The sequence below is a fragment of the Mycobacterium gordonae genome (assembly GCF_001417955.2).
Classification (GTDB): domain Bacteria; phylum Actinomycetota; class Actinomycetes; order Mycobacteriales; family Mycobacteriaceae; genus Mycobacterium; species Mycobacterium gordonae_B.
This window is the reverse complement of sequence record NZ_LKTM01000372.1, coordinates 153,896-172,499: the sequence shown is the minus strand read 5'-3', so window position 1 is coordinate 172,499 and position 18,604 is coordinate 153,896. Positions and strand designations below refer to the sequence as shown.

Here is an 18,604-nt window from a genome sequence, read left to right as displayed (position 1 = left end):
GCAGGACGCCGTCGGCTTCGGAGCCGACGATGACGTCTCCGACCCGCGGCCGTCCGGGATAGTTCTCGGCCGCCAGCCGAGGTTGCACCGAAGCGGCTGACGCGGCCGGTGCGGCGACCTCGGATCTGTCGTCGATCTGGTAGTCACTGGCGGCGACGCCGGTGAGAGCTACTGCCGTTGCGGCAGCGGCGAAGATGCGCCGGCGTCGCCGTGCTGGTGTCGCGGGTGGTGGGGTTGTCGTGGTGGGTGTTCTGACGGCCAGGGGTCTGGGCATGGTGCGTGCTGAGTTGGTGGCCGGGGTCAGGGTGTGGGCGGCGCGGCTGAACGCGTGGGCGAAGTCGCTGCATCGGGTGTATCGGTCGGTGGGGTCTTTGGCCAGGGCGGTGGCGAAGACGGGGTCGAAGGCGGCCAGTGTGGGGCGGGTTTCGGCCAGTGCCGGCGGTGGAGTGTTGAGGTGGCGGCTGATGACGACGGCGGGGTTGGCGTGGGGGAACAGCGGGGCGCCGGTCAGCAGGTGGTAGGCGGTGGCGGCCAGGGCGTATTGGTCGGCGCGGCCGTCGATGGGTTCGTCGGTGAGTTGTTCGGGCGCGGCGTAGGGGAAGGTGCCGATCATCATGTTGGTCGCGGTCAGCCCGCCGGTGTCGCCGATGGTGCGGGCGATACCGAAGTCGCCCAGCAGGATTCGTTGTTCGTCGGTGCCCGGGGCGGCGAGCAGGATGTTGGCCGGCCCGACATCGCGGTGCAGCACGTCATGGTGGTGGTGGGCGTAATCGAGTGCGGCGGCGATCGCATCGATGATCAGGTCGACCTGATCGACGGGCATGCCGGCCGGATACTGTTCGCGGAGCAGGCTGGCGACGTCGGTGCCGTCGACGAAGTCCATCGCGATCCACAGTTGCCCGTCGGATTCGCCTCGGTCGTTGATGCGCACGATGTTCGGATGCCACAGCGCCGCAGCCAGATCGGCTTCTTTGATGAACCGCTGCCAGTAGGCTGGGTCGGCGCAGATGTCGTCGTTGAGGATCTTCAACGCCTCCCGGCGCGGCAGCCGTGGATGCTGGGCGAGATACACCTCGCCCATACCCCCAGACCCCAACAACCGGTCAATTGTGTACCCGGCGAACACATCTCCGGCACTCAAGCCCATGCCGGAGGGAATCGAGCCAATCATCGCACCATCCGTTACAGGAATGCCGACGCAGCATCCGCGTCAGCCCGCATTGCCGATCCGATATTACCCGCCGATTCACCATGCAGTCACGCTTAGTTTCCTATGAGTTTACCTTTAGTTCACCTTGGGGCTGCCGGGGCGACGGTGGCCTGCGCGCTGCGGGATCGGACCGGGCTCCGCGAGAGACGAAACGGCTCAACGCATTAGACGACCTAATGCGGATATTGCGGGCAATAGACGCCGATGGCGGCGTTGACACCGGCCGCGGCCTGTGCGGGCGTGAAGCCACTGTTGCCGTTCACACTGGCCTGCACGGACTCATTGCGGGTCCCCCCGTTCTTCAGGCTCTTGCAGATGGCGCGACCCGTTGCGGCGGCCGTCGCCGGGTCGGTGGCGGTGAGGCCGGGAATGTTGGAGAGCTGGTTGACGAACGTCTGGTCGCGAACGACCACTGCCGGCGGCGTGGGAGCGGGTGTTTTGACTTTCGGCGCAGCCGGAGCGGACACGGCGGCAGGTGCGCCGCGCGAGGAGCGGCGGGAACCGGTGCCGGGGAGGGCGGTTGCGCCGGCGCGGGGGCAATCGATGGTAGGGCCGGCGAATCAGAACGCGGCAGCTTGCCCGTCCCGCCGCGGGTCGCTGGCCGCGAGATACCCGTCGTCCAGACACCAGATCGCCTGGCAGCTACCGAACGCGTTGTAGTCGTCCACGGTGAGCAGATCATGCCCGCGCTGCCGCAGGTCGTCGAGCGTCGCGGTGGGAAATCCGTTCTCGCAGGCCACTTGCATGCCATCCACCCAGCGAAAGCGCGGGCCGTCGCAGGCTGCCTGCGGGTTCTGGCCGTGATCGGCGATGCGCACCAGCACCTGCAAGTGACCCTGCGGCTGCATCGGCCCGCCCATCACCCCGAAACTCATCACCGGTGCGCCGTCTTTGCTCACGAAGCCGGGGATGATCGTGTGGAAGGGACGCTTGGCCGGACCGATCTGATTGGGATGGCCCGGCGTCGCAACGAAATTCGCGCCCCGGTTCTGCAGTGCAATGCCGGTGTCCGGCACCACCACGCCGGAGCCGAATCCCATGTAGTTCGACTGGATCATCGACACCATCATCCCGGACGCATCGGCGGCAGTCAGATAAACCGTTCCACCCCTGGGTGTTCCGGCCCAAGCGGGCGTTGCGCGCCGAGGGTCGATCAGCGCGGCCCGCTGACTGAGGTACTCCTTATCCAGAAGACGTTCGGTGGTCACAGTCATGTGGTCGATGTCGGCGACACATGCGTGAGCGTCCGCGAATGCCAGCTTCAACGCCTCGATCTGTAGGTGGACGCTATCGGCGGAATCGACCGGCAACGAGGACATGTCGAAGTGTTCAAGGATGCCCAGCGCGATCAGAGCGACGATGCCCTGACCGTTGGGCGGTATCTCGTGCAGCGTGTAGCCCCGATACTGACCACTGATGGTGCCGACCCAGTCGGCCTGATGGGCCGCCAGGTCGCTGGCCCGCATCGCGCCGCCGTGGGCGGTTGAGTGCGCCTCGATCCTGGCGGCCAACTCGCCTCGGTAGAACGCCTCGCCGCCGGATAACGCGATCTTCTCCAGGGTGGTCGCATGGTCCGGGAGAGTGACCAATTCCCCGGCTTGGGGTGCTCGTCCACCCCGCAGGAAGGCGGCGGCGAACCCAGGCTGCGATGCGAAGACGGGAACCTGCGCCTGCCACTGCGAGGCCACCATCGGAGACACCAGGAAGCCGTTGCGGCCGTAAGAGATAGCGGGCGCGAACAGCCGGTCGAACGACAGCCTGCCGAACCGCTCGTGCAACTGCACCCATCCCGACACGGCTCCGGGCACCGTCACCGAATTCCAGCCGAAGGCCGGAACACCCTGACCGCCAAAGTATTCCGGTGTCCACGCCGCGGGTGAGCGTCCCGACGCGTTGAGGCCGTGCAGCTGCTTGCCGTCCCAAACGATCGCGAACGCGTCCGATCCGATGCCGTTGGACACCGGTTCGACGACCGTCAGGGTGATCGCGGTGGCGATGGCCGCGTCGACCGCGTTGCCGCCGGCGGCCAGCATCGACAGGCCGGCCTGAGCGGCGAGCGGTTGGGAGGTGCAAACGACGTTGGCACCGAGTACGGGTGTGCGAGGCCAGGGGTACGGATTGTGCCAGTCGAACGGTGCGCTCACATGACGACGGTATCCACGCGACGGCAGATGGCGGCGACCCGCGTCGCCCGGCGTCGCCGCGCTTGCGATGGCCGCGGGGCTACGCCGTCAATATCGGCGCCATCCACGTCATCTCGGCCGGCAGCTGCGAGCTCCAGAACCCCCCGTCGTGTCCGCCCGGTGAGAAACCGCCGGCCGGAGGATTCGGTAGCTGAGCGATGAACTGCTTGGTCGCCGAATAGAACGGGTCGCTGTCGCCGCAGTCGATGCGGATCGGGATGGAACCCAGGGCCGGCATCCCCCACACCGAGTTGGCCGCATAGTCGTCGGGCCCGTCGAAGGCACCGGGCGCGGCCGCGCCCGAGGACGTCCACAGCGCGGGGCTCACCGCGCAGATCGCCGCGGTACGACCCGCGCCGAGCCGGCCACCGAGTAGCAGCGCCCCGTAGCCGCCCATCGACCAACCCAGAAATCCCACCCGGGAGGTGTCCAGGCCGTGGCTGTCCAGCATCGGGATCAACTCGTTGAGCACCATCGCCCCGGCGTCGTCGCCGTCGGCCCGCTTGTGCCAGTAACCGCCGCCGCCGTCGACGGCGACGACCGCAAACGGCGGCAACCCGGCGTTGACCGCCTGCGCCAGGCCTTGCTCGACACCGCCGGCCATCACGGCGGCGGCGTCGTTGCCTTTTCCGTGCAACGCGATGACCGGTCGCAGCGGCTTGGTCTGTCCGGGCGGGCGCGCGATCGCCCAATTGGTCGATATGCCGCCCCGGGCTGCCGAGACGAACGAGCCCGTCAGCATCGTCGGAGCCGCCTGCGCCGGTGGTGCCGGATCCAGCGGCCGTGCCGGCGCCAATGGAACGTTTGTCCCAGTCCAGGAAACCGGGGCGGCGCCCGACGTGCGCGGCTGAAACAGCACGTCGAGCGCATATGCGCCGCCCGCGCCGCATGCGGCGGCAGCGCCGAGGCGCAGTACGGCGCGGCGGCTGATGTCTGGCATGCGGGCAATCATGCCATGTTCGTTTCGCGAAAATGGCAATGCAGTACCACTTTGGCTGGCAGCATGGGTGGGCGTGACAGCAGCAGCAGTTACTCCTAAAGGAGAACGACGGCGGTACGCGTTGGTGAGCGCCGCCGCCGAGCTGCTCGGCGAAGGCGGGTTCGAAGCGGTACGCCACCGGGCGGTCGCCCGGCGAGCCGGCCTGCCACTGGCGTCTACTACCTACTATTTCTCGTCGCTCGATGATTTGATCGCCCGCGCGGTCGAGCACATCGGGATGATCGAGGTGGCGCAGTTACGGGCCCGGGTCAACGGCCTGTCCCGGCGCCGCCGGGGGCCGGAGACCACCGCGGACGTGCTGGTCGATCTGTTGGTGGGGGACGTATCCGGACCGGGGCTCGCCGAGCAGCTGATATCGCGATATGAGCGCCATATCGCCTGTACCCGTCTTCCCGCCCTGCGGGAAAGCATGCGGCGCAGCCTGCGGCAGCGCGCCGAGGCCGTCGCCGAGGCCATCGAACGATCGGGCAGATCGGTCCAGATCGAGCTGGTGTGCACCCTGATCTGCGCCGTTGACGGTTCGGTGGTCTCCGCGCTGGTGGAAGGACGCGACCCGCGCGCCGCGGCGATGGCGACGGTGATCGACCTGATCGAAGTACTGGCGCCGGTCGATCAACCCCCGGTGCGGATCGTCAGCACGTCTTTGGACAACGACGGCGTCGCGATATAGCCACTCGTCGCGTCGCCGTAGCAGGTGATGTCGTCGGGGCGACGCTGCGCGTAGAGCGCCACATAGGCGCAGACCACGGCATCGGCGGGGTCCTCCGCGCGCCGCAGGTGGCTTTTGCGCTGCGCCGTCACCACGGCGTGGCGCAGCCGGACCCAGTCGGGGTGGTCGCCGACGTGCAGTGGTACCGGCGCGTCGGCCAGTGTCTCGACGAGATCCATCAGCCGCAGCAACTCCGACCGGAGCTGCCCGAGGTCCCTGCCCGGCTTGGCTTTGTACTTCAGCGTGCGGGGCAGCCGGAACAGGGCGACCGTCGCCGCGTGCGGATACACCTCGAGGGCCCGTCGCGGCGCGGGTGAATACGGGTCGAGGTTCAGGTCCAGGGCCGCCGCCAGCCGCGCGGCACGTGTTCCGTCGGCAAATTCGGGTTTGCCGGTATTGGATGGGTGCGCCCCCGCCTCGAACCTGCGGAAATCCCGGTTGAGCGCCGTCTCGGCCGGACGCTGACCGGTCGGATTGGTCACCACCAGCGGCGCATCGAAACCCACCACGCACTCGGCGCCCACCCACGGACGCAACGTTTCCAGCACGTCAGCGTCGGTGCGGACCGCGCCGACGCTGACCAGGACGCCGTCGTCATCGACCACCGCGATCCCGGTCGGGTTGCGGCCGGCCCAGGCGAGGTCGACGCCCGCGAAGTACATGGCGGCATCATGTCACTTGCGCCGCGGTGATCATGGCCCGGAGGGCGCCCCGTCGGGCATCGGCAGTCCTTCCTGGCCCAGACCCATCCCGACCGTAAGCTGTGTGTTCGTGAGCATTCCGAACGTGCTGGCCAACCGGTACGCAAGCGCTGAGATGGTGGCGATCTGGTCGCCCGAGGCCAAGGTGGTAGCCGAGCGGCGGCTGTGGCTCGCGGTGCTACGGGCGCAGTCGGGGCTCGGAGTGGACGTGCCGCAGCAAGCGATCGCCGACTACGAGCGGGTCCTGGACAACGTCGATCTGGCCTCCATCGCGGCGCGTGAGCGAGTGCTGCGCCACGACGTCAAGGCCCGTATCGAAGAATTCAACGCCCTTGCCGGCCATGAGCACGTCCACAAGGGCATGACCAGCCGGGACCTGACGGAGAACGTCGAGCAGCTGCAGATTCGGCAGTCGCTGGAACTGGTGTTCGGCCACGGGGTGGCGGTGGCGGCGCGGCTTGCCGAGCGGGCCGTGGCCTACCGCGACCTGGTGATGGCCGGGCGCAGCCACAACGTCGCCGCTCAGGCCACCACCCTGGGCAAGCGGTTCGCCTCGGCCGCACAGGAGACGCTGATCGCGCTGACCCGGCTGCGGGAACTGATCGACCGTTACCCGCTGCGCGGCATCAAGGGGCCGATGGGCACCGCCCAGGACATGCTCGACCTGCTCGGCGGCGACGCGGGCAAGCTCGCCGCCCTCGAGCGGCAGGTGGCCGAGTTCCTCGGCTTCACAACGGTATTGCACAGCGTCGGTCAGGTGTACCCGCGTTCGCTAGACCACGACGTGCTGTCCGCGCTGGTGCAACTGGGCGCGGGACCGTCGTCGCTGGCGCACACCATCCGGTTGATGGCCGGGCACGAGCTGGTCACCGAGGGATTCGCCGAAGGTCAGGTCGGTTCGTCGGCGATGCCGCACAAGATGAACACCCGCAGCTGCGAACGGGTCAACGGACTCCAGGTGGTGCTGCGCGGTTACGCCTCGATGGCTGCCGAGCTGGCCGGCGCGCAGTGGAACGAAGGCGACGTCTTCTGCTCGGTAGTGCGTCGAGTTGCGTTGCCGGACAGCTTCTTTGCCATCGACGGTCAGATCGAGACATTCCTGACGGTGCTCGACGAGTTCGGGGCCTACCCGGCGGTGATCCAGCGTGAACTGGACCGGTACCTGCCCTTCCTGGCCACCACCAAGGTGCTGATGGCTGCGGTGCGTGCGGGTGTGGGACGCGAATCCGCGCACCACGTGATCCGCGAACACGCGGTGGCCACGGCACTGGCCATGCGGGAACGCGGCGCGGAGCCGGATCTGTTGGACCGGTTGGCCGCCGACGAGCGGTTGCCGCTGGACCGCAAGGCGCTCGACGCCGCGCTGGCCGACAAGGAGGCTTTCATCGGCGCGGCCGGCGACCAGGTCGACGCGGTGGCCGCACTGGTGGACGAACTGGTGGGCCGCCATCCGGAGGCGGCCAAATATACGCCGGGGGCGATCTTGTGACCGCCGCGGTGACCAGTATCGACTTCACCGATCTGGACAACTTCGCCGACGGCTTCCCGCACGATCTGTTCGCCGTCCACCGCCGCGAGGCGCCGGTGTTCTGGCACGAGCCCACCGAAAACACACCCGACGGAGAAGGGTTCTGGTCGGTGGCCACCCACGCGGAAACCCTTGAGGTGCTGCGTGATCCGGTGACGTACTCGTCCGTCACGGGTGGTGCCCGTCCGTTCGGTGGCACACTGCTGCAGGATCTGGCGATCGCGGGTCAGGTGCTCAACATGATGGACGACCCGAGGCACTCGCAGATCCGGCGACTGGTCAGCTCCGGGCTCACGCCCCGGATGATTCGCCGCGTCGAGGACGACCTGCGGGCCCGGGCCCGCCGCCTGGTGGACGAGGTGGTGCCCGGCGAGCCGTTCGACTTCCTGGTCGACATCGCCGCCGAGTTGCCGATGCAGATGATCTGCATTCTGCTGGGAGTGCCCGAAAGCGAACGACATTGGCTGTTCGAGGCCATCGAGCCGCAATTCGACTTCGGCGGCTCGCGCAAAGCGGCGCTCTCACAGCTGTCCATCGAGGAAGCCGGGTCGCGGATGTACACCTACGGGCAGGAGTTGATCGCCGCCAAGCGTGCGCAGCCGACCGACGACATGCTGTCAGTGGTGGCCAACGCCATGGTCGAAGACGAAGCCGCCCAGCCCCTCTCCGATCTCGAGGTGTATCTGTTCTTCAGCCTGCTCTTCAGCGCCGGCGCGGAGACCACGCGTAACGCCGTCGCGGGCGGGCTACTGGCCCTGGCCGAGCATCCCGACCAATTACGCGTGCTGCGAGCCGATTTCGGGTTGTTGCCGACGGCGGTCGAGGAGATCATCCGGTGGACTTCGCCGTCACCGTCCAAGCGGCGCACCGCCACCCGCGACGTGACCCTCGGGGGACACGCGATCGGGGCGGGTCAGAAAGTGCAGATCTGGGAAGGCTCCGCCAACCGCGACGACGCCGTCTTCGAGCGCGCGGCCCAGTTCGACATCACCCGCAAACCCAATCCGCACCTGGGCTTCGGGCAGGGAGTGCACTACTGTCTCGGGGCAAACCTGGCCCGGCTCGAGCTCCGCGTGCTCTACGAGGAGTTGCTGTCCCGGTTCGGCGCAGTCCGGCTGGTGGAACCGCCGGAGTGGACCCGCAGCAACCGGCACACCGGCATCCGGCATTTGGTCGTGGAACTGCACCAGGGTTAGGGAGGCCGCCGGCTCAGGGCATGCGCAACCTGATCCCGGCGGCGCGCAGTTCCAGTGCGGCCAGGCCGCGGATGACCATCGGGTCCTCGTGGCGCCAGCCGCCGACCGGGTCGGCACTGACCGCCGCGAGTTTGGCCGGCGACCGGTTGGCCAATGCCCGCAGCGCCAGCAGTTGCTGTCCCGCCGCCGTCGCCGCCAACGCGGTCACCACCCACTTGCGCCGGAAGAACCGCCACCGCAGCAACAGCCACGGCACGGTCACCGCCAGAATCGGGGGCGACGCGACCGCCAGCGCCAGCACCCAGGCCAGCCAGCTCGCGGTGTAATCGAGGCTGTGACCAGCGCCGGCCACGTCCAGCGCCGCCTGGCTGGCCGCGTCGAGCGGTTTGCCGAGCGCATCACCGAGCAACGGAACGTTGTGCGCACCGTGCCCCGCCGACGCCAGGTTGCCGGCCAGGTCCTTGGAGCCGCTCTCCACTTGTCGGCCGGCCTCCGCGATCGTCGCGATCGCGTCGTGCACCGCGATGCCGACGAATACCCAGATCACGGTCCACAGCGAAATGGTGATGTCGCTGATCAGTTGACCGAACAGGCGGAAGGGCCGGGTGGAGTACGGCAGGTACCTCGTCATGTCTCCGATACCAGCACAGCTCGCCCCCAAATGGTGCCGGCTCGCCCGATAGGCTGACCCGATGCGACCCCCGTTGTCCGATTACCAGCATGTGGCCAGTGGAAAGGTTCGGGAGATCTACCGGGTCGACGACCACCACCTGTTGCTGGTCGCCAGCGACCGGATCTCCGCCTACGACTTCATCCTGGACAGCGTGATTCCCGACAAGGGCCGCATCCTGACCGCGATGAGCGTCTTTTTCTTCGGACTCGTGGACGCGCCTAATCACCTGGCCGGGCCGCCCGACGACCCCCGCATCCCCGAGGAGGTGCTCGGCCGGGCGCTGCTGGTGCACCGGCTGGAGATGCTCGAGGTGGAGTGCGTTGCCCGCGGCTACCTGACCGGCTCGGGACTGCTGGACTACCAGGCCACCGGAAAGGTCTGCGGTATCGCGTTGCCGCCGGGGCTGGTCGAAGCCAGCAAGTTCAGCGAGCCGTTGTTCACCCCGGCCACCAAGGCGGAGCTGGGCAGCCATGACGAGAACATCCCGTTCGACCGGGTGATCGAACTGGTGGGCGCCGTGGCGGCCAACGAACTGCGGGACCGCACGCTGCAGATCTACGTGCAGGCCGCCGACCACGCGTTGACGCGAGGAATCATCATCGCGGACACCAAGTTCGAGTTCGGCACCGACCGCAACGGCAATCTGCTGTTGGCCGACGAGATCTTCACCCCCGACTCCTCGCGGTACTGGCCGGCCGATGAGTACCGGCCCGGCGTGGTGCAGAACAGCTTCGACAAGCAGTTCGTCCGTAACTGGCTCACCAGCCCCGAGTCGGGCTGGGACCGACATGGCACCGAACCGCCGCCGCCGCTGCCGGACGACATCATCGCAGCCACCCGCGGCCGTTACATCGAAGCCTACGAACGGATTTCGGGCCTGCGTTTCGAAGACTGGATCGGTGCATGACCGACGCGCCGGTGCCGCCCGTCGCCAAACGGGTAGAGAAACGCCGCGAATTCCACGGCGATGTCTTCATCGACCCGTACGAGTGGCTGCGGGACAAGGACAGCCCTGAGGTCATCGGCTACCTCGAAGCCGAGAACGAGTATGCCGACCAGAGCACCGCCCACCTGGAGTCCTTGCGGCAGCAGATCTTTGACGAGATCAAGTCGCGCACCAAGGAAACCGACCTGTCGGTCCCGACCCGGCGCGGCGACTGGTGGTACTACGCCCGGACTTTCGAAGGCAAGCAGTACGGTGTCCATTGCCGCTGCCCGGTCAGCGATCCCGACGACTGGACACCCCCGCAGTTCGACGAGCACACCGAGATTCCCGGCGAGCAGGTCCTCCTCGACGAGAACATCGAAGCCGACGGTCACGATTTCTTCGCACTGGGTGCCGCCAGTGTCAGCCTCGACGCCAATCTGCTGGCCTACTCCGTCGACGTCAAGGGCGACGAACGATACACCCTGCGATTCAAGGACTTACGCACCGGCGAGGTATATCCCGACGAGATCGCCGATATCGGCGCGGGTGCTACCTGGGCGGCCGACAATCGCACCGTCTACTACAGCACCGTCGACGAGGCCTGGCGTCCCGACACGGTGTGGCGTTACCGGCTCGGTTCGGGCGGACCGTCCGAGCGGGTCTATCACGAACCCGACGAACGGTTCTGGGTGGGCGTGGGCCGCACCCGCAGCAACGCCTATGTGCTGATCGCGGCCGGGTCGTCGGTCACCTCGGAGGTGCGCTACGCGGACGCGGCCGAACCCGACGCCGAGTTCACCGTCGTGTTGCCGCGGCGCGAGGGCGTCGAGTACTCGGTGGAGCACGCCGTGGTGGGTGGGCAGGACAGGTTCCTGATCCTGCACAACGAGGACGCGGTGAACTTCACCCTGGTCGAGGCGCCCGTCGCCGACCCGACCCGGCAGAGCACCCTCATCCCGCACCGCGACGATGTGCGTCTCGACGGCGTGGACGCCTTCGCCGACCACCTGGTGGTCAGCTATCGCCGGGCAGCGCTGCCGCGAATCCAGTTGTGGCCGTTCGGCTCCGACGGCAGTTACGATGAGCCGCAGGAGATCGCGTTCGACTCCGAACTGATGTCGGCCGGGCTGGGGGCCAACCCGAACTGGCGCTCACCCAGGCTGCGGGTGGGAGCCGGGTCATTCGTCACACCGGCGCGGATCTACGACCTCGACCTGGCCACCGGGGAACGCACCCTGCTCAAAGAACAACCGGTGTTGGGCGGTTACCGCCGTGAGGATTACGTCGAGCGCCGCGACTGGGCGCTGACGGCAGACGGCACCCGGGTGCCGATCTCGATCGTCCATCGGGCAGGCATCGAATTTCCAGCTCCGGCACTGGTTTACGGCTACGGCGCTTACGAGATCTGCGAGGACCCGCGGTTCTCGATTGCCCGGCTTTCATTGCTGGACCGCGGCATGGTGTTCGTCATCGCCCATGTCCGCGGCGGCGGTGAGATGGGCCGATTGTGGTACGAGCACGGCAAGCTGCTGGAAAAGAAGAACACCTTCACCGACTTCATCGCGGTGGCACAGCATCTCGTCGACACCGGGCTGACCACCCCGCGGCAACTGGTGGCGCTGGGGGGCAGTGCCGGTGGGTTGCTGATGGGCGCGGTGGCCAATATGGCGCCGGAACTCTTCGCCGGCGTCCTGGCGCAGGTGCCCTTCGTCGACCCGTTGACCACCATCCTGGATCCCTCGCTGCCGCTGACTGTCACCGAATGGGATGAGTGGGGAAACCCGTTGACCGACAGCGATGTCTACGCGTACATGAAGTCGTATTCGCCGTACGAGAACGTGGAGGCCAAGCGGTATCCGGCGATCCTGGCGATGACGTCGCTGAACGACACCCGGGTCTACTACGTCGAACCCGCCAAGTGGGTAGCCGCGCTGCGCCACGCGAACACTGACGGTGCCGGTTCGCAAGGCAGTCCGGTGTTGTTGAAGACCCAGATGAAAGCCGGACACGGTGGAATCAGCGGCCGCTATGAACGGTGGAAGGAAACCGCTTTCCAGTACTCGTGGCTGTTGACGACCGCGCAGGACTAGACGGCCGGTTTTTTCGGCAGAAACGATGCCGGGACGAACGTGGTGGCCACCAGGGCGACCGCGATCACCAACACCACGGTGTAGGCGTGCGATAGATCGTGCAGCAGATTGGTGGCGAAGTCAGGGCTCAGGGTCCGCTGCGGCACCGCGGACGGGTCCAGCGGCACCCCGCGCCGCGCGGCCTCCTGCTTGCGGCGCACGAATTCGTTTGCCGCGGTGATGTTCTCACTGCGATTGAACTGGCTGGTCAGCACCATCGACATCAGCGCGGTCCCGATCGAGCCGCCCACCTGGAAGTTGACGCTGATCAGCGTCGAACCGCGGGCTATCTGGTGCGGGTTCAGTGCCTGCACCGACGCCCCGGACAGCGGCATCATCGTGCAACCCATGCCCATGCCCATGATGCCCAGTCCCAGTAGCAGGACGGGTGAGAAAACGGCCTGCCGGGCGACCCCGAAGGTGAAGAAGGCCAACCCGACCGTGATGAGCGAGATGCCGAACAGCACGCTCTTCCCGGGCCCTTTGCGGTCCATGAAGACCCCCGCCCACGGCATGGTCAGCATGGCGCCGAGTCCCTGCGGAATCAGGTGCAACCCGGACTGCATCGGAGTCTGTCCCATCACCTGCTGCAGATAGCTGGGAAGCAGCAGCATGGACCCGAAGAAGGCGATCGAGAAGATGAATGCGGTGACATTGGCCTGGGTGACCGCTGGAACCCGGAACAGTCGCAGGTCGATGAGCGGGTGATCTGCCCGGTACCACGCATGCAGGACGAAGGCCGTGATCAGCGCCAAGCCGATGATCACCGGTATGAGCACTTGGCGGTCGGCCAGTGTGCCGCGGCCGGGGATTGAGGACACCCCGAACAGAAACGTGGCGAGCCCGGGTGACAGCAACAGCACGCCGATGACGTCGAACGTCTCCGAAGGCGCCGGATCGTCCCGCGGGAACAGGAACTTGGCAAGGATGAACGCGCACAACCCGATTGGCAGATTGATCAGGAATATCCAGGGCCAACTGAAGGCGTTGATCAGCCAGCCGCCGAGGATCGGCCCCCCGATGGGGCCGAGCAGCATCGGGATACCCAGTACCGACATCAGACGTCCCAGCCGCTTCGGGCCCGCGACGCGCGTCAAGATCGTGAACCCCAACGGCATCAGCATGCCGCCGCACATCCCCTGCACCGCCCGGAATATGTTCAGCAGCAGAATGCTCGGCGCTATCGCACACAGCAGCGAGCCCACCATGAACGCCACCACCGAACCCATCCACAGGCGTTTGGTGCCGAAGCGGTCGGCCGCCCAGCCGGCCAACGGAATCACGGTGGCCAGGGCCAGCGTGTAGCCGGTCATGGTCCAGCCGACGACGGTCTGGGTGGATTCGAACTGAACGATGAACGTGCGCTGCGCGACGCTGACGACGGTGGTGTCCACCGACATCATCACCGAGGCCAGGATGCACACCCCGGCGACGCGGAGGGTGGCCGCGTCGAGCTTGTCGGGATAGCCGGGCGCGGTCGACTCTCCCGTTGCGTCTCCGGTCGGGGTGGTGGGCAACGCGGCGTCGGCCGGTGCGGATGGCGCCTTATCCATGGCGTTGCTGAGCATATCTAATTGATTGTGACGCCCGCCTCATGGGGAGGCCCGTTCGAGCAGATCAAAGGCCGGATATACGTCTGCCGTCCGTGTGTCCTTCACCGCTTCGACACTTGTGCTCGGCAAACTGCAAATATGTCTGGAAAACTGATCGTCTCGGTTTCAGGGATCGGCGAGCAAACGTTGGGCGATGTCGCGGACTTCTGCGCGCAGATGGATGCCCGTTCGGTGCCGGTGTCGTTGCTTGCGGCGCCGCGGCTGGGCAGTGACTACCGGCTCGACCGCGACCCGCGAACCGTGGAGTGGTTGACCGAGCGGCGTGCCCGCGGCGATGCCCTGGTGCTGCACGGCTACAACGAGGCCGCCACGAAGAAGCGACGTGGTGAGTTCGCCACGCTGCACGCCCACGAAGCCAACTTGCGCATCAAGGCCGCCGACCGAGTGCTCGAGCATCTCGGCCTGCGCACCCGGCTGTTTGCGGCACCCGGCTGGCTCGTCTCCCCGGGAGTCATCAAGGCACTGCCGAACAACGGCTTTCGTTTCGTCGCCGACGCGTACGGAATGACCGACCTGGTCCGCGATCACACGGTGCGGGCCCGGGTGCTCGGTATCGGCGAAGGGTTCCTGGCCGAGCCGTGGTGGTGCCGGATGGTGGTGTTGTCCGCCGACCGGATCGCGCGGCGCGGGGGTGTGGTACGGATCGCCGTGGCGGCCCGTCATCTGCGCAAGCCCGGGCCCCGGCAGGCGATGCTGGATGCCGTCGACCTGGCGCTGCTGCAGGACTGCGCGCCTTCGGTGTACAGCTGGCGTTCCGGCAGAGCGGTACTCGACGCCGCCTGACGCTCGGCCGGTGGCACCGCAGCGGGGGCACTACCCTGTTTCGACATGAGCGATGCGGGTTCGGACGCCTTCACAGCTGACGCGATCATCGTGGGGGCCGGCCTCGCCGGGCTGGTGGCGGCGTGCGAACTGGTGGACCGTGGCCTGCGGGTGCTCATCGTGGATCAGGAGAACAGCGCCAACCTCGGTGGTCAGGCCTACTGGTCGTTCGGCGGCCTGTTCTTCGTCGACAGCCCCGAGCAGCGGCGGCTCGGAATCCGCGACAGTCACGAACTCGCCCTGCAGGATTGGCTCGGGACGGCCGCCTTCGACCGTCCCGAGGACTATTGGCCGGAACAATGGGCGCACGCCTACGTCGATTTCGCGTCGGGGGAGAAGCGCAGTTGGCTGCGGGCCCGCGGGCTGAAGATTTTCCCGGTGGTCGGCTGGGCCGAGCGCGGCGGCTATGACGCGCAGGGACACGGCAATTCGGTGCCGCGTTTCCACATCACCTGGGGCACTGGTCCCGCTCTGGTGGAGATTTTCGCGCGGCAGCTGCGCGACCGGCCGAACGTGCGTTTCGCGCATCGCCATCAGGTCGACCGGCTGATCGTGGAGGGCGACGCGGTGACCGGGGTTCGGGGCACCGTCCTGGAGCCCTCCAATGAACCACGTGGAGTGGCATCGTCACGAAAGGCTCTGAGCAAGTTCGAATTTCGGGCCTCAGCGGTAGTGGTGACGAGTGGGGGCATCGGGGGCAACCACGACCTGGTGCGAAAGAACTGGCCGCGCCGGATGGGGCGGGCGCCCAAGCAGTTGCTCAGCGGCGTGCCGGCCCACGTCGACGGCCGGATGATCGGCATCGCCCAGAAAGCCGGTGCGCGGGTGATCAACCCCGACCGGATGTGGCACTACACCGAGGGCATCACCAACTACGACCCGATCTGGCCGCAGCACGGCATCCGGATCATTCCCGGCCCGTCGTCGCTGTGGCTGGACGGCGCGGGAAATCGCTTGCCGGTACCGCTTTTCCCCGGTTTCGACACGCTGGGCACCTTGGAGTACATCGCGGCGAGCGGCTACGACTACACCTGGTTCGTCTTGAACGCCAGAATCATTGAGAAAGAATTCGCACTTTCGGGTCAGGAGCAGAACCCCGACCTGACCGGGCAGAGCGTGCGTCGCCTGGTGCGGGCGCGGGCCCGGTCCGGCCCCCCAGCGCCGGTGCAGGCGTTCATCGACCGCGGCGTGGACTTCGTCAGTGCCGATACCTTGCCGGAGTTGGTGGAGGCCATGAACGGGCTACCCGATGTGGATCCGCTGGACTACGAGACCGTGGCGGCCGCGGTCACCGCCCGCGATCGTGAGGTGGCCAACAAGTTCACCAAGGACGGTCAGATCACCGCGATCCGGGCCGCCCGAGGTTATCTCGGCGACCGGCTGGGCCGGGTGGTGGCGCCACACCGGCTGGTCGACCCCAAGGCCGGGCCGCTGATCGCCGTCAAACTGCACATTCTGACCCGAAAGACGTTGGGCGGCATCGAGACCGATCTGGATTCCCGGGTGCTCAAGTCCGACGGCACCCCGATCACTGGGTTGTACGCGGCGGGCGAGGCCGCCGGCTTCGGTGGCGGCGGGGTGCACGGTTACCGAGCCTTGGAAGGGACCTTCCTGGGTGGCTGCATTTTCTCCGGTCGCGCCGCCGGCCGCGGTGTCGCCGACGACATCACCTGACCTTCCTTGGGCGAGCAGACGCAAAATCACCGTGGAGCATACGCTCCCGGGTGATTTTGCGTCTGCTCGTCGTCAGAACGTGACTGCGCTCTCTTCCGGCAGCACCTGGAAATCGGTGGTGGTCATCTCGGTGAGCCGGCCGTAGTAGATACCCCGCGCCTCGGGCGCGATCACACCCTGGTGAATGGGCACCGCGCGGTCCGGCGCCACGGCGCGCAGATAGTCGACGGCCTCCGAGATCTTCATCCACGGGGCGGCGGCCGGAGTGGCCAGGACGTCGACCGGTTCCTCCGGAACGAACAACGCGTCACCGGGATGCATCAGTCGGGCACGGTGTTCGCCATCGCCCACCAGAAACGAAATGTTCTCTATCACCGGTATTTCCGGATGGATGACGGCGTGCCGTCCGCCCACCGCCCGGATACTGAGCTGGCCGACCGAGAGCTCGTCGCCGACGTGCACCGCCCGGCACGGCTCGCCGAGTTGCTCGGTGGTCTGCGGGTCGGCATACAGCACGGCGTTCGGGTTGCCTTCGAGCAGCGCGGGCAGCCGCGAGACGTCGACGTGGTCGGGATGTTGGTGGGTGATCAGAATGGCCGACAACCCGGTGATCCCTTCGAAGCCGTGCGCGAAAGTGCCGGGATCAAAAAGAATTTTGGTCTGACCGAACTCGGCGAGTAAGCAGGAATGTCCGAAATGCGTCAGTTGCATGTCTACGATTGTGCCTTGATGGGGGCTGTACAGCTGAGGGTGTTTCTGGCGACCATGATGGTCGCCGGCAGCTTCGCGATCGCGCTCGTCGCCGCGACCCCTGCCCATTCCGAGCCGGAAACCTGCCCGCCGGTATGCGATCAGATCCCGGGCAGCGCCTGGATCGGCCAGCGGTCGATACCTCTGCACTCGGTGTACAACTGGCCGGCTTTGGCCGGTATCGACTCCGCGGTGACGGGCGGAGCAACCCCGCAGTTCAGGTTCGAGCAAGTGTGCAACACCATGGCGTTTCCCCAGGACAGCCGCAATTCCGCGGTGGCTGCGCGGGCCACGGTGGCGCGGCCGGAGGGGCAGTGGCAGCTATCCGCGCAGATCGTGCACTGGCGCGGGGACACCGCGCGCGGGGGTGCGCTCGCCGCGTCGGTGTTCGGCACCGCCGTCGCCGCGTTGCGCGGATGCCAGCTGGGAGCTCCCGCGCAATCGCCTTCGGTGACCGACGACGAACCCACCCGGATGGCCGCCGTGATCAGCGGTCCGGTCATCATGCACACCTACCTGGTCGCGCACGTGGCGAGCAGCACGATCAGCGAACTCACACTGTGGGCGGCCGGGACCCCTCAGGTGGACTGGCCGGTGCTGAGCGACGCCGCGGTCCTGGACGCCCTGACCGCCCCGCTGTGCGAGGCCTACATCGCGTCCTGCCCCTAGCTGAAACATGTTCTGAGACAATGAAACTCGACGTCCTCTACAGCGCGGCCAACCATCCCTGGCCGCAGCTTCGCGACCAGGTCCGGAAGGCCGAAGCCGAAGGCTTCGGCAGAGCGTGGATTTTCGACCACATATCCGGTGCCATGTTGTCCGGGACCCGGATGCTCGAGTGCTTCACGCTGGCCGGCGCCCTGGCGGCCGCGACCTCCACCATCGGCATCGGCACCCTGGTGGTGAACGCCGCCAACCGGCCGGCCGGAGTGGCGGTCGCAGCGGCGGCTTCGGTGCAGGAGATCAGCGGCGGGCGATTCGTCTTCGGCCTCGGCGCGGGTGCGGCTCCCGGCAGCTCGTGGGCCCGGGAGCATGATCTGCTCAACATCCCGCTGTACGACTCGATACGCGAGCGCCACCGCCACCTCGTCCACGTTCTGGACTTGTGTGACGCTCAGTGGGACCCCGATCGGGCCGACCGCTGGGCCGGCTTCCCGCTCCCTTCCCCTCGTCCGCCGGTGTTGCTGGGGGTCAACAGCTTGAGCCTGGCCAGGATCGCCGGCGCGCGATGCGACGCCATGAACATTGCGCTCGACCATCCCCGGATCGAGGAATTCATCGCGGCGGCCCGCGCCGCCCGCGCCGCGTCTGACCTGGCCGGCCGCGAATTCGAGGTCAACGCGTGGACCGCGCGCAGCGACGCCGCTCTGGATCCGGACGGGGACCCGCAGCGCCGCATCACCGAGCTGGGCGGCGACGGCCTGGTTCTGGTCGCCTAGGTGTCGCGGGGGTCGGTAGAGTTGGCCCGGACGCGCAGGCGTCAGAGCT

At 67.2% G+C, this 18,604-nt stretch carries 17 protein-coding genes; 9 read left to right on the top strand and 8 right to left on the bottom strand.

What is annotated here, in order from left to right; translation table 11 throughout:
* The 4 genes from AO501_RS31685 to AO501_RS31670 all read right to left on the bottom strand — a co-directional run.
* On the bottom strand, positions 1–1,147 hold a 1,147-nt coding region (locus AO501_RS31685; RefSeq protein WP_082658958.1), incomplete at its 3' end, for a serine/threonine-protein kinase.
* Between the two features lie 236 nt (positions 1,148–1,383).
* Complete coding sequence (locus AO501_RS36565) at positions 1,384–1,677, bottom strand: DUF732 domain-containing protein (protein ID WP_231752677.1); 294 nt, start codon at positions 1,675–1,677, stop codon at positions 1,384–1,386.
* Positions 1,678–1,770: 93 nt separating this feature from the next.
* Positions 1,771–3,354: a gamma-glutamyltransferase gene (gene ggt, locus AO501_RS31675; protein ID WP_055581521.1), complete on the bottom strand. Its 1,584-nt coding sequence runs from the start codon at positions 3,352–3,354 to the stop codon at positions 1,771–1,773.
* Positions 3,355–3,433: 79 nt separating this feature from the next.
* Positions 3,434–4,345 carry an esterase gene (locus tag AO501_RS31670; protein WP_055581520.1) on the bottom strand — a complete coding sequence of 304 codons (912 nt, stop codon included), beginning with the start codon at positions 4,343–4,345 and terminating at the stop codon, positions 3,434–3,436.
* 55 nt (positions 4,346–4,400) lie between these two features.
* On the opposite strand from AO501_RS31670, the gene AO501_RS31665 reads away from it, so the two are divergent.
* Positions 4,401–5,063, top strand: coding sequence for a TetR/AcrR family transcriptional regulator (locus AO501_RS31665; protein WP_055581519.1), 663 nt, complete (start codon positions 4,401–4,403; stop codon positions 5,061–5,063).
* On the opposite strand, the gene AO501_RS31660 is transcribed toward AO501_RS31665, so the two are convergent.
* Positions 5,006–5,764: a DUF429 domain-containing protein gene (locus tag AO501_RS31660; RefSeq protein WP_055581518.1), complete on the bottom strand. Its 759-nt coding sequence runs from the start codon at positions 5,762–5,764 to the stop codon at positions 5,006–5,008. The two genes, AO501_RS31665 and AO501_RS31660, sit on opposite strands and share 58 nt — an antisense overlap.
* 109 nt (positions 5,765–5,873) lie before the next feature.
* Here AO501_RS31660 and purB point away from each other — a divergent pair, with 109 nt between their 5' ends.
* Complete coding sequence (gene purB / locus AO501_RS31655) at positions 5,874–7,292, top strand: adenylosuccinate lyase (RefSeq protein ID WP_055581543.1); 1,419 nt, start codon at positions 5,874–5,876, stop codon at positions 7,290–7,292.
* Positions 7,268–8,527, top strand: a complete 1,260-nt coding sequence (locus tag AO501_RS31650) for a cytochrome P450 (protein ID WP_197419992.1) — start codon at positions 7,268–7,270, stop codon at positions 8,525–8,527. The genes purB and AO501_RS31650 overlap by 25 nt, the downstream gene beginning before the upstream one ends.
* Positions 8,528–8,540: 13 nt before the next feature.
* On the opposite strand, the gene AO501_RS31645 is transcribed toward AO501_RS31650, so the two are convergent.
* The gene (locus AO501_RS31645) at positions 8,541–9,158 is read right to left on the bottom strand and encodes a hypothetical protein (protein WP_055581516.1); all 618 of its coding nucleotides are present in this window, start codon (positions 9,156–9,158) and stop codon (positions 8,541–8,543) included.
* Positions 9,159–9,219: 61 nt separating this feature from the next.
* Here AO501_RS31645 and AO501_RS31640 point away from each other — a divergent pair, with 61 nt between their 5' ends.
* A complete protein-coding gene (locus AO501_RS31640) occupies positions 9,220–10,107 on the top strand; it encodes a phosphoribosylaminoimidazolesuccinocarboxamide synthase (protein ID WP_055581515.1) in 888 nt (295 codons plus the stop codon).
* Positions 10,104–12,218 carry a S9 family peptidase gene (locus tag AO501_RS31635; protein WP_055581514.1) on the top strand — a complete coding sequence of 705 codons (2,115 nt, stop codon included), beginning with the start codon at positions 10,104–10,106 and terminating at the stop codon, positions 12,216–12,218. Before AO501_RS31640 ends, AO501_RS31635 begins: the two co-directional genes overlap by 4 nt.
* On the opposite strand, the gene AO501_RS31630 is transcribed toward AO501_RS31635, so the two are convergent.
* Positions 12,215–13,825 (bottom strand): DHA2 family efflux MFS transporter permease subunit, encoded by a 1,611-nt coding sequence (locus tag AO501_RS31630; protein ID WP_055581513.1) that lies wholly within the window; start codon positions 13,823–13,825, stop codon positions 12,215–12,217. The genes AO501_RS31635 and AO501_RS31630 overlap by 4 nt on opposite strands.
* 123 nt (positions 13,826–13,948) lie before the next feature.
* On the opposite strand from AO501_RS31630, the gene AO501_RS31625 reads away from it, so the two are divergent.
* Both AO501_RS31625 and AO501_RS31620 read left to right on the top strand, forming a co-directional pair.
* The gene (locus tag AO501_RS31625) at positions 13,949–14,653 is read left to right on the top strand and encodes a DUF2334 domain-containing protein (RefSeq protein WP_055581512.1); all 705 of its coding nucleotides are present in this window, start codon (positions 13,949–13,951) and stop codon (positions 14,651–14,653) included.
* Between the two features lie 45 nt (positions 14,654–14,698).
* Positions 14,699–16,366, top strand: a complete 1,668-nt coding sequence (locus tag AO501_RS31620; protein ID WP_055581511.1) for an FAD-binding dehydrogenase — start codon at positions 14,699–14,701, stop codon at positions 16,364–16,366.
* 72 nt (positions 16,367–16,438) lie between these two features.
* Here AO501_RS31620 and AO501_RS31615 read toward each other — a convergent pair whose 3' ends face one another.
* Positions 16,439–17,077, bottom strand: a complete 639-nt coding sequence (locus tag AO501_RS31615) for an MBL fold metallo-hydrolase (RefSeq protein ID WP_055581510.1) — start codon at positions 17,075–17,077, stop codon at positions 16,439–16,441.
* Here AO501_RS31615 and AO501_RS31610 point away from each other — a divergent pair.
* Both AO501_RS31610 and AO501_RS31605 read left to right on the top strand, forming a co-directional pair.
* Positions 17,054–17,785 carry an ATPase gene (locus AO501_RS31610; protein ID WP_197419989.1) on the top strand — a complete coding sequence of 244 codons (732 nt, stop codon included), beginning with the start codon at positions 17,054–17,056 and terminating at the stop codon, positions 17,783–17,785. The two genes, AO501_RS31615 and AO501_RS31610, sit on opposite strands and share 24 nt — an antisense overlap.
* A gap of 20 nt (positions 17,786–17,805) precedes the next feature.
* On the top strand, positions 17,806–18,555 hold the full coding sequence (locus AO501_RS31605; RefSeq protein ID WP_055581508.1) for an LLM class flavin-dependent oxidoreductase: 750 nt from the start codon (positions 17,806–17,808) through the stop codon (positions 18,553–18,555).
* Positions 18,556–18,604 lie beyond the last annotated feature (49 nt).

What these genes read in the sequence shown, in the direction of transcription:
- AO501_RS31630 (WP_055581513.1), bottom strand. Translation starts at nt 13,825, where the DNA reads ATGCTCAGCAACGCCATGGATAAGGCGCCATCCGCACCGGCCGACGCC.
- AO501_RS31660 (WP_055581518.1), bottom strand. Translation starts at nt 5,764, where the DNA reads ATGTACTTCGCGGGCGTCGACCTCGCCTGGGCCGGCCGCAACCCGACC.
- AO501_RS31625 (WP_055581512.1), top strand. Translation starts at nt 13,949, where the DNA reads ATGTCTGGAAAACTGATCGTCTCGGTTTCAGGGATCGGCGAGCAAACG.
- AO501_RS31670 (WP_055581520.1), bottom strand. Translation starts at nt 4,345, where the DNA reads ATGATTGCCCGCATGCCAGACATCAGCCGCCGCGCCGTACTGCGCCTC.
- AO501_RS31615 (WP_055581510.1), bottom strand. Translation starts at nt 17,077, where the DNA reads ATGCAACTGACGCATTTCGGACATTCCTGCTTACTCGCCGAGTTCGGT.
- AO501_RS31610 (WP_197419989.1), top strand. Translation starts at nt 17,054, where the DNA reads ATGTCCGAAATGCGTCAGTTGCATGTCTACGATTGTGCCTTGATGGGG.
- AO501_RS31640 (WP_055581515.1), top strand. Translation starts at nt 9,220, where the DNA reads ATGCGACCCCCGTTGTCCGATTACCAGCATGTGGCCAGTGGAAAGGTT.
- AO501_RS31605 (WP_055581508.1), top strand. Translation starts at nt 17,806, where the DNA reads ATGAAACTCGACGTCCTCTACAGCGCGGCCAACCATCCCTGGCCGCAG.
- AO501_RS31645 (WP_055581516.1), bottom strand. Translation starts at nt 9,158, where the DNA reads ATGACGAGGTACCTGCCGTACTCCACCCGGCCCTTCCGCCTGTTCGGT.
- AO501_RS31635 (WP_055581514.1), top strand. Translation starts at nt 10,104, where the DNA reads ATGACCGACGCGCCGGTGCCGCCCGTCGCCAAACGGGTAGAGAAACGC.
- AO501_RS31620 (WP_055581511.1), top strand. Translation starts at nt 14,699, where the DNA reads ATGAGCGATGCGGGTTCGGACGCCTTCACAGCTGACGCGATCATCGTG.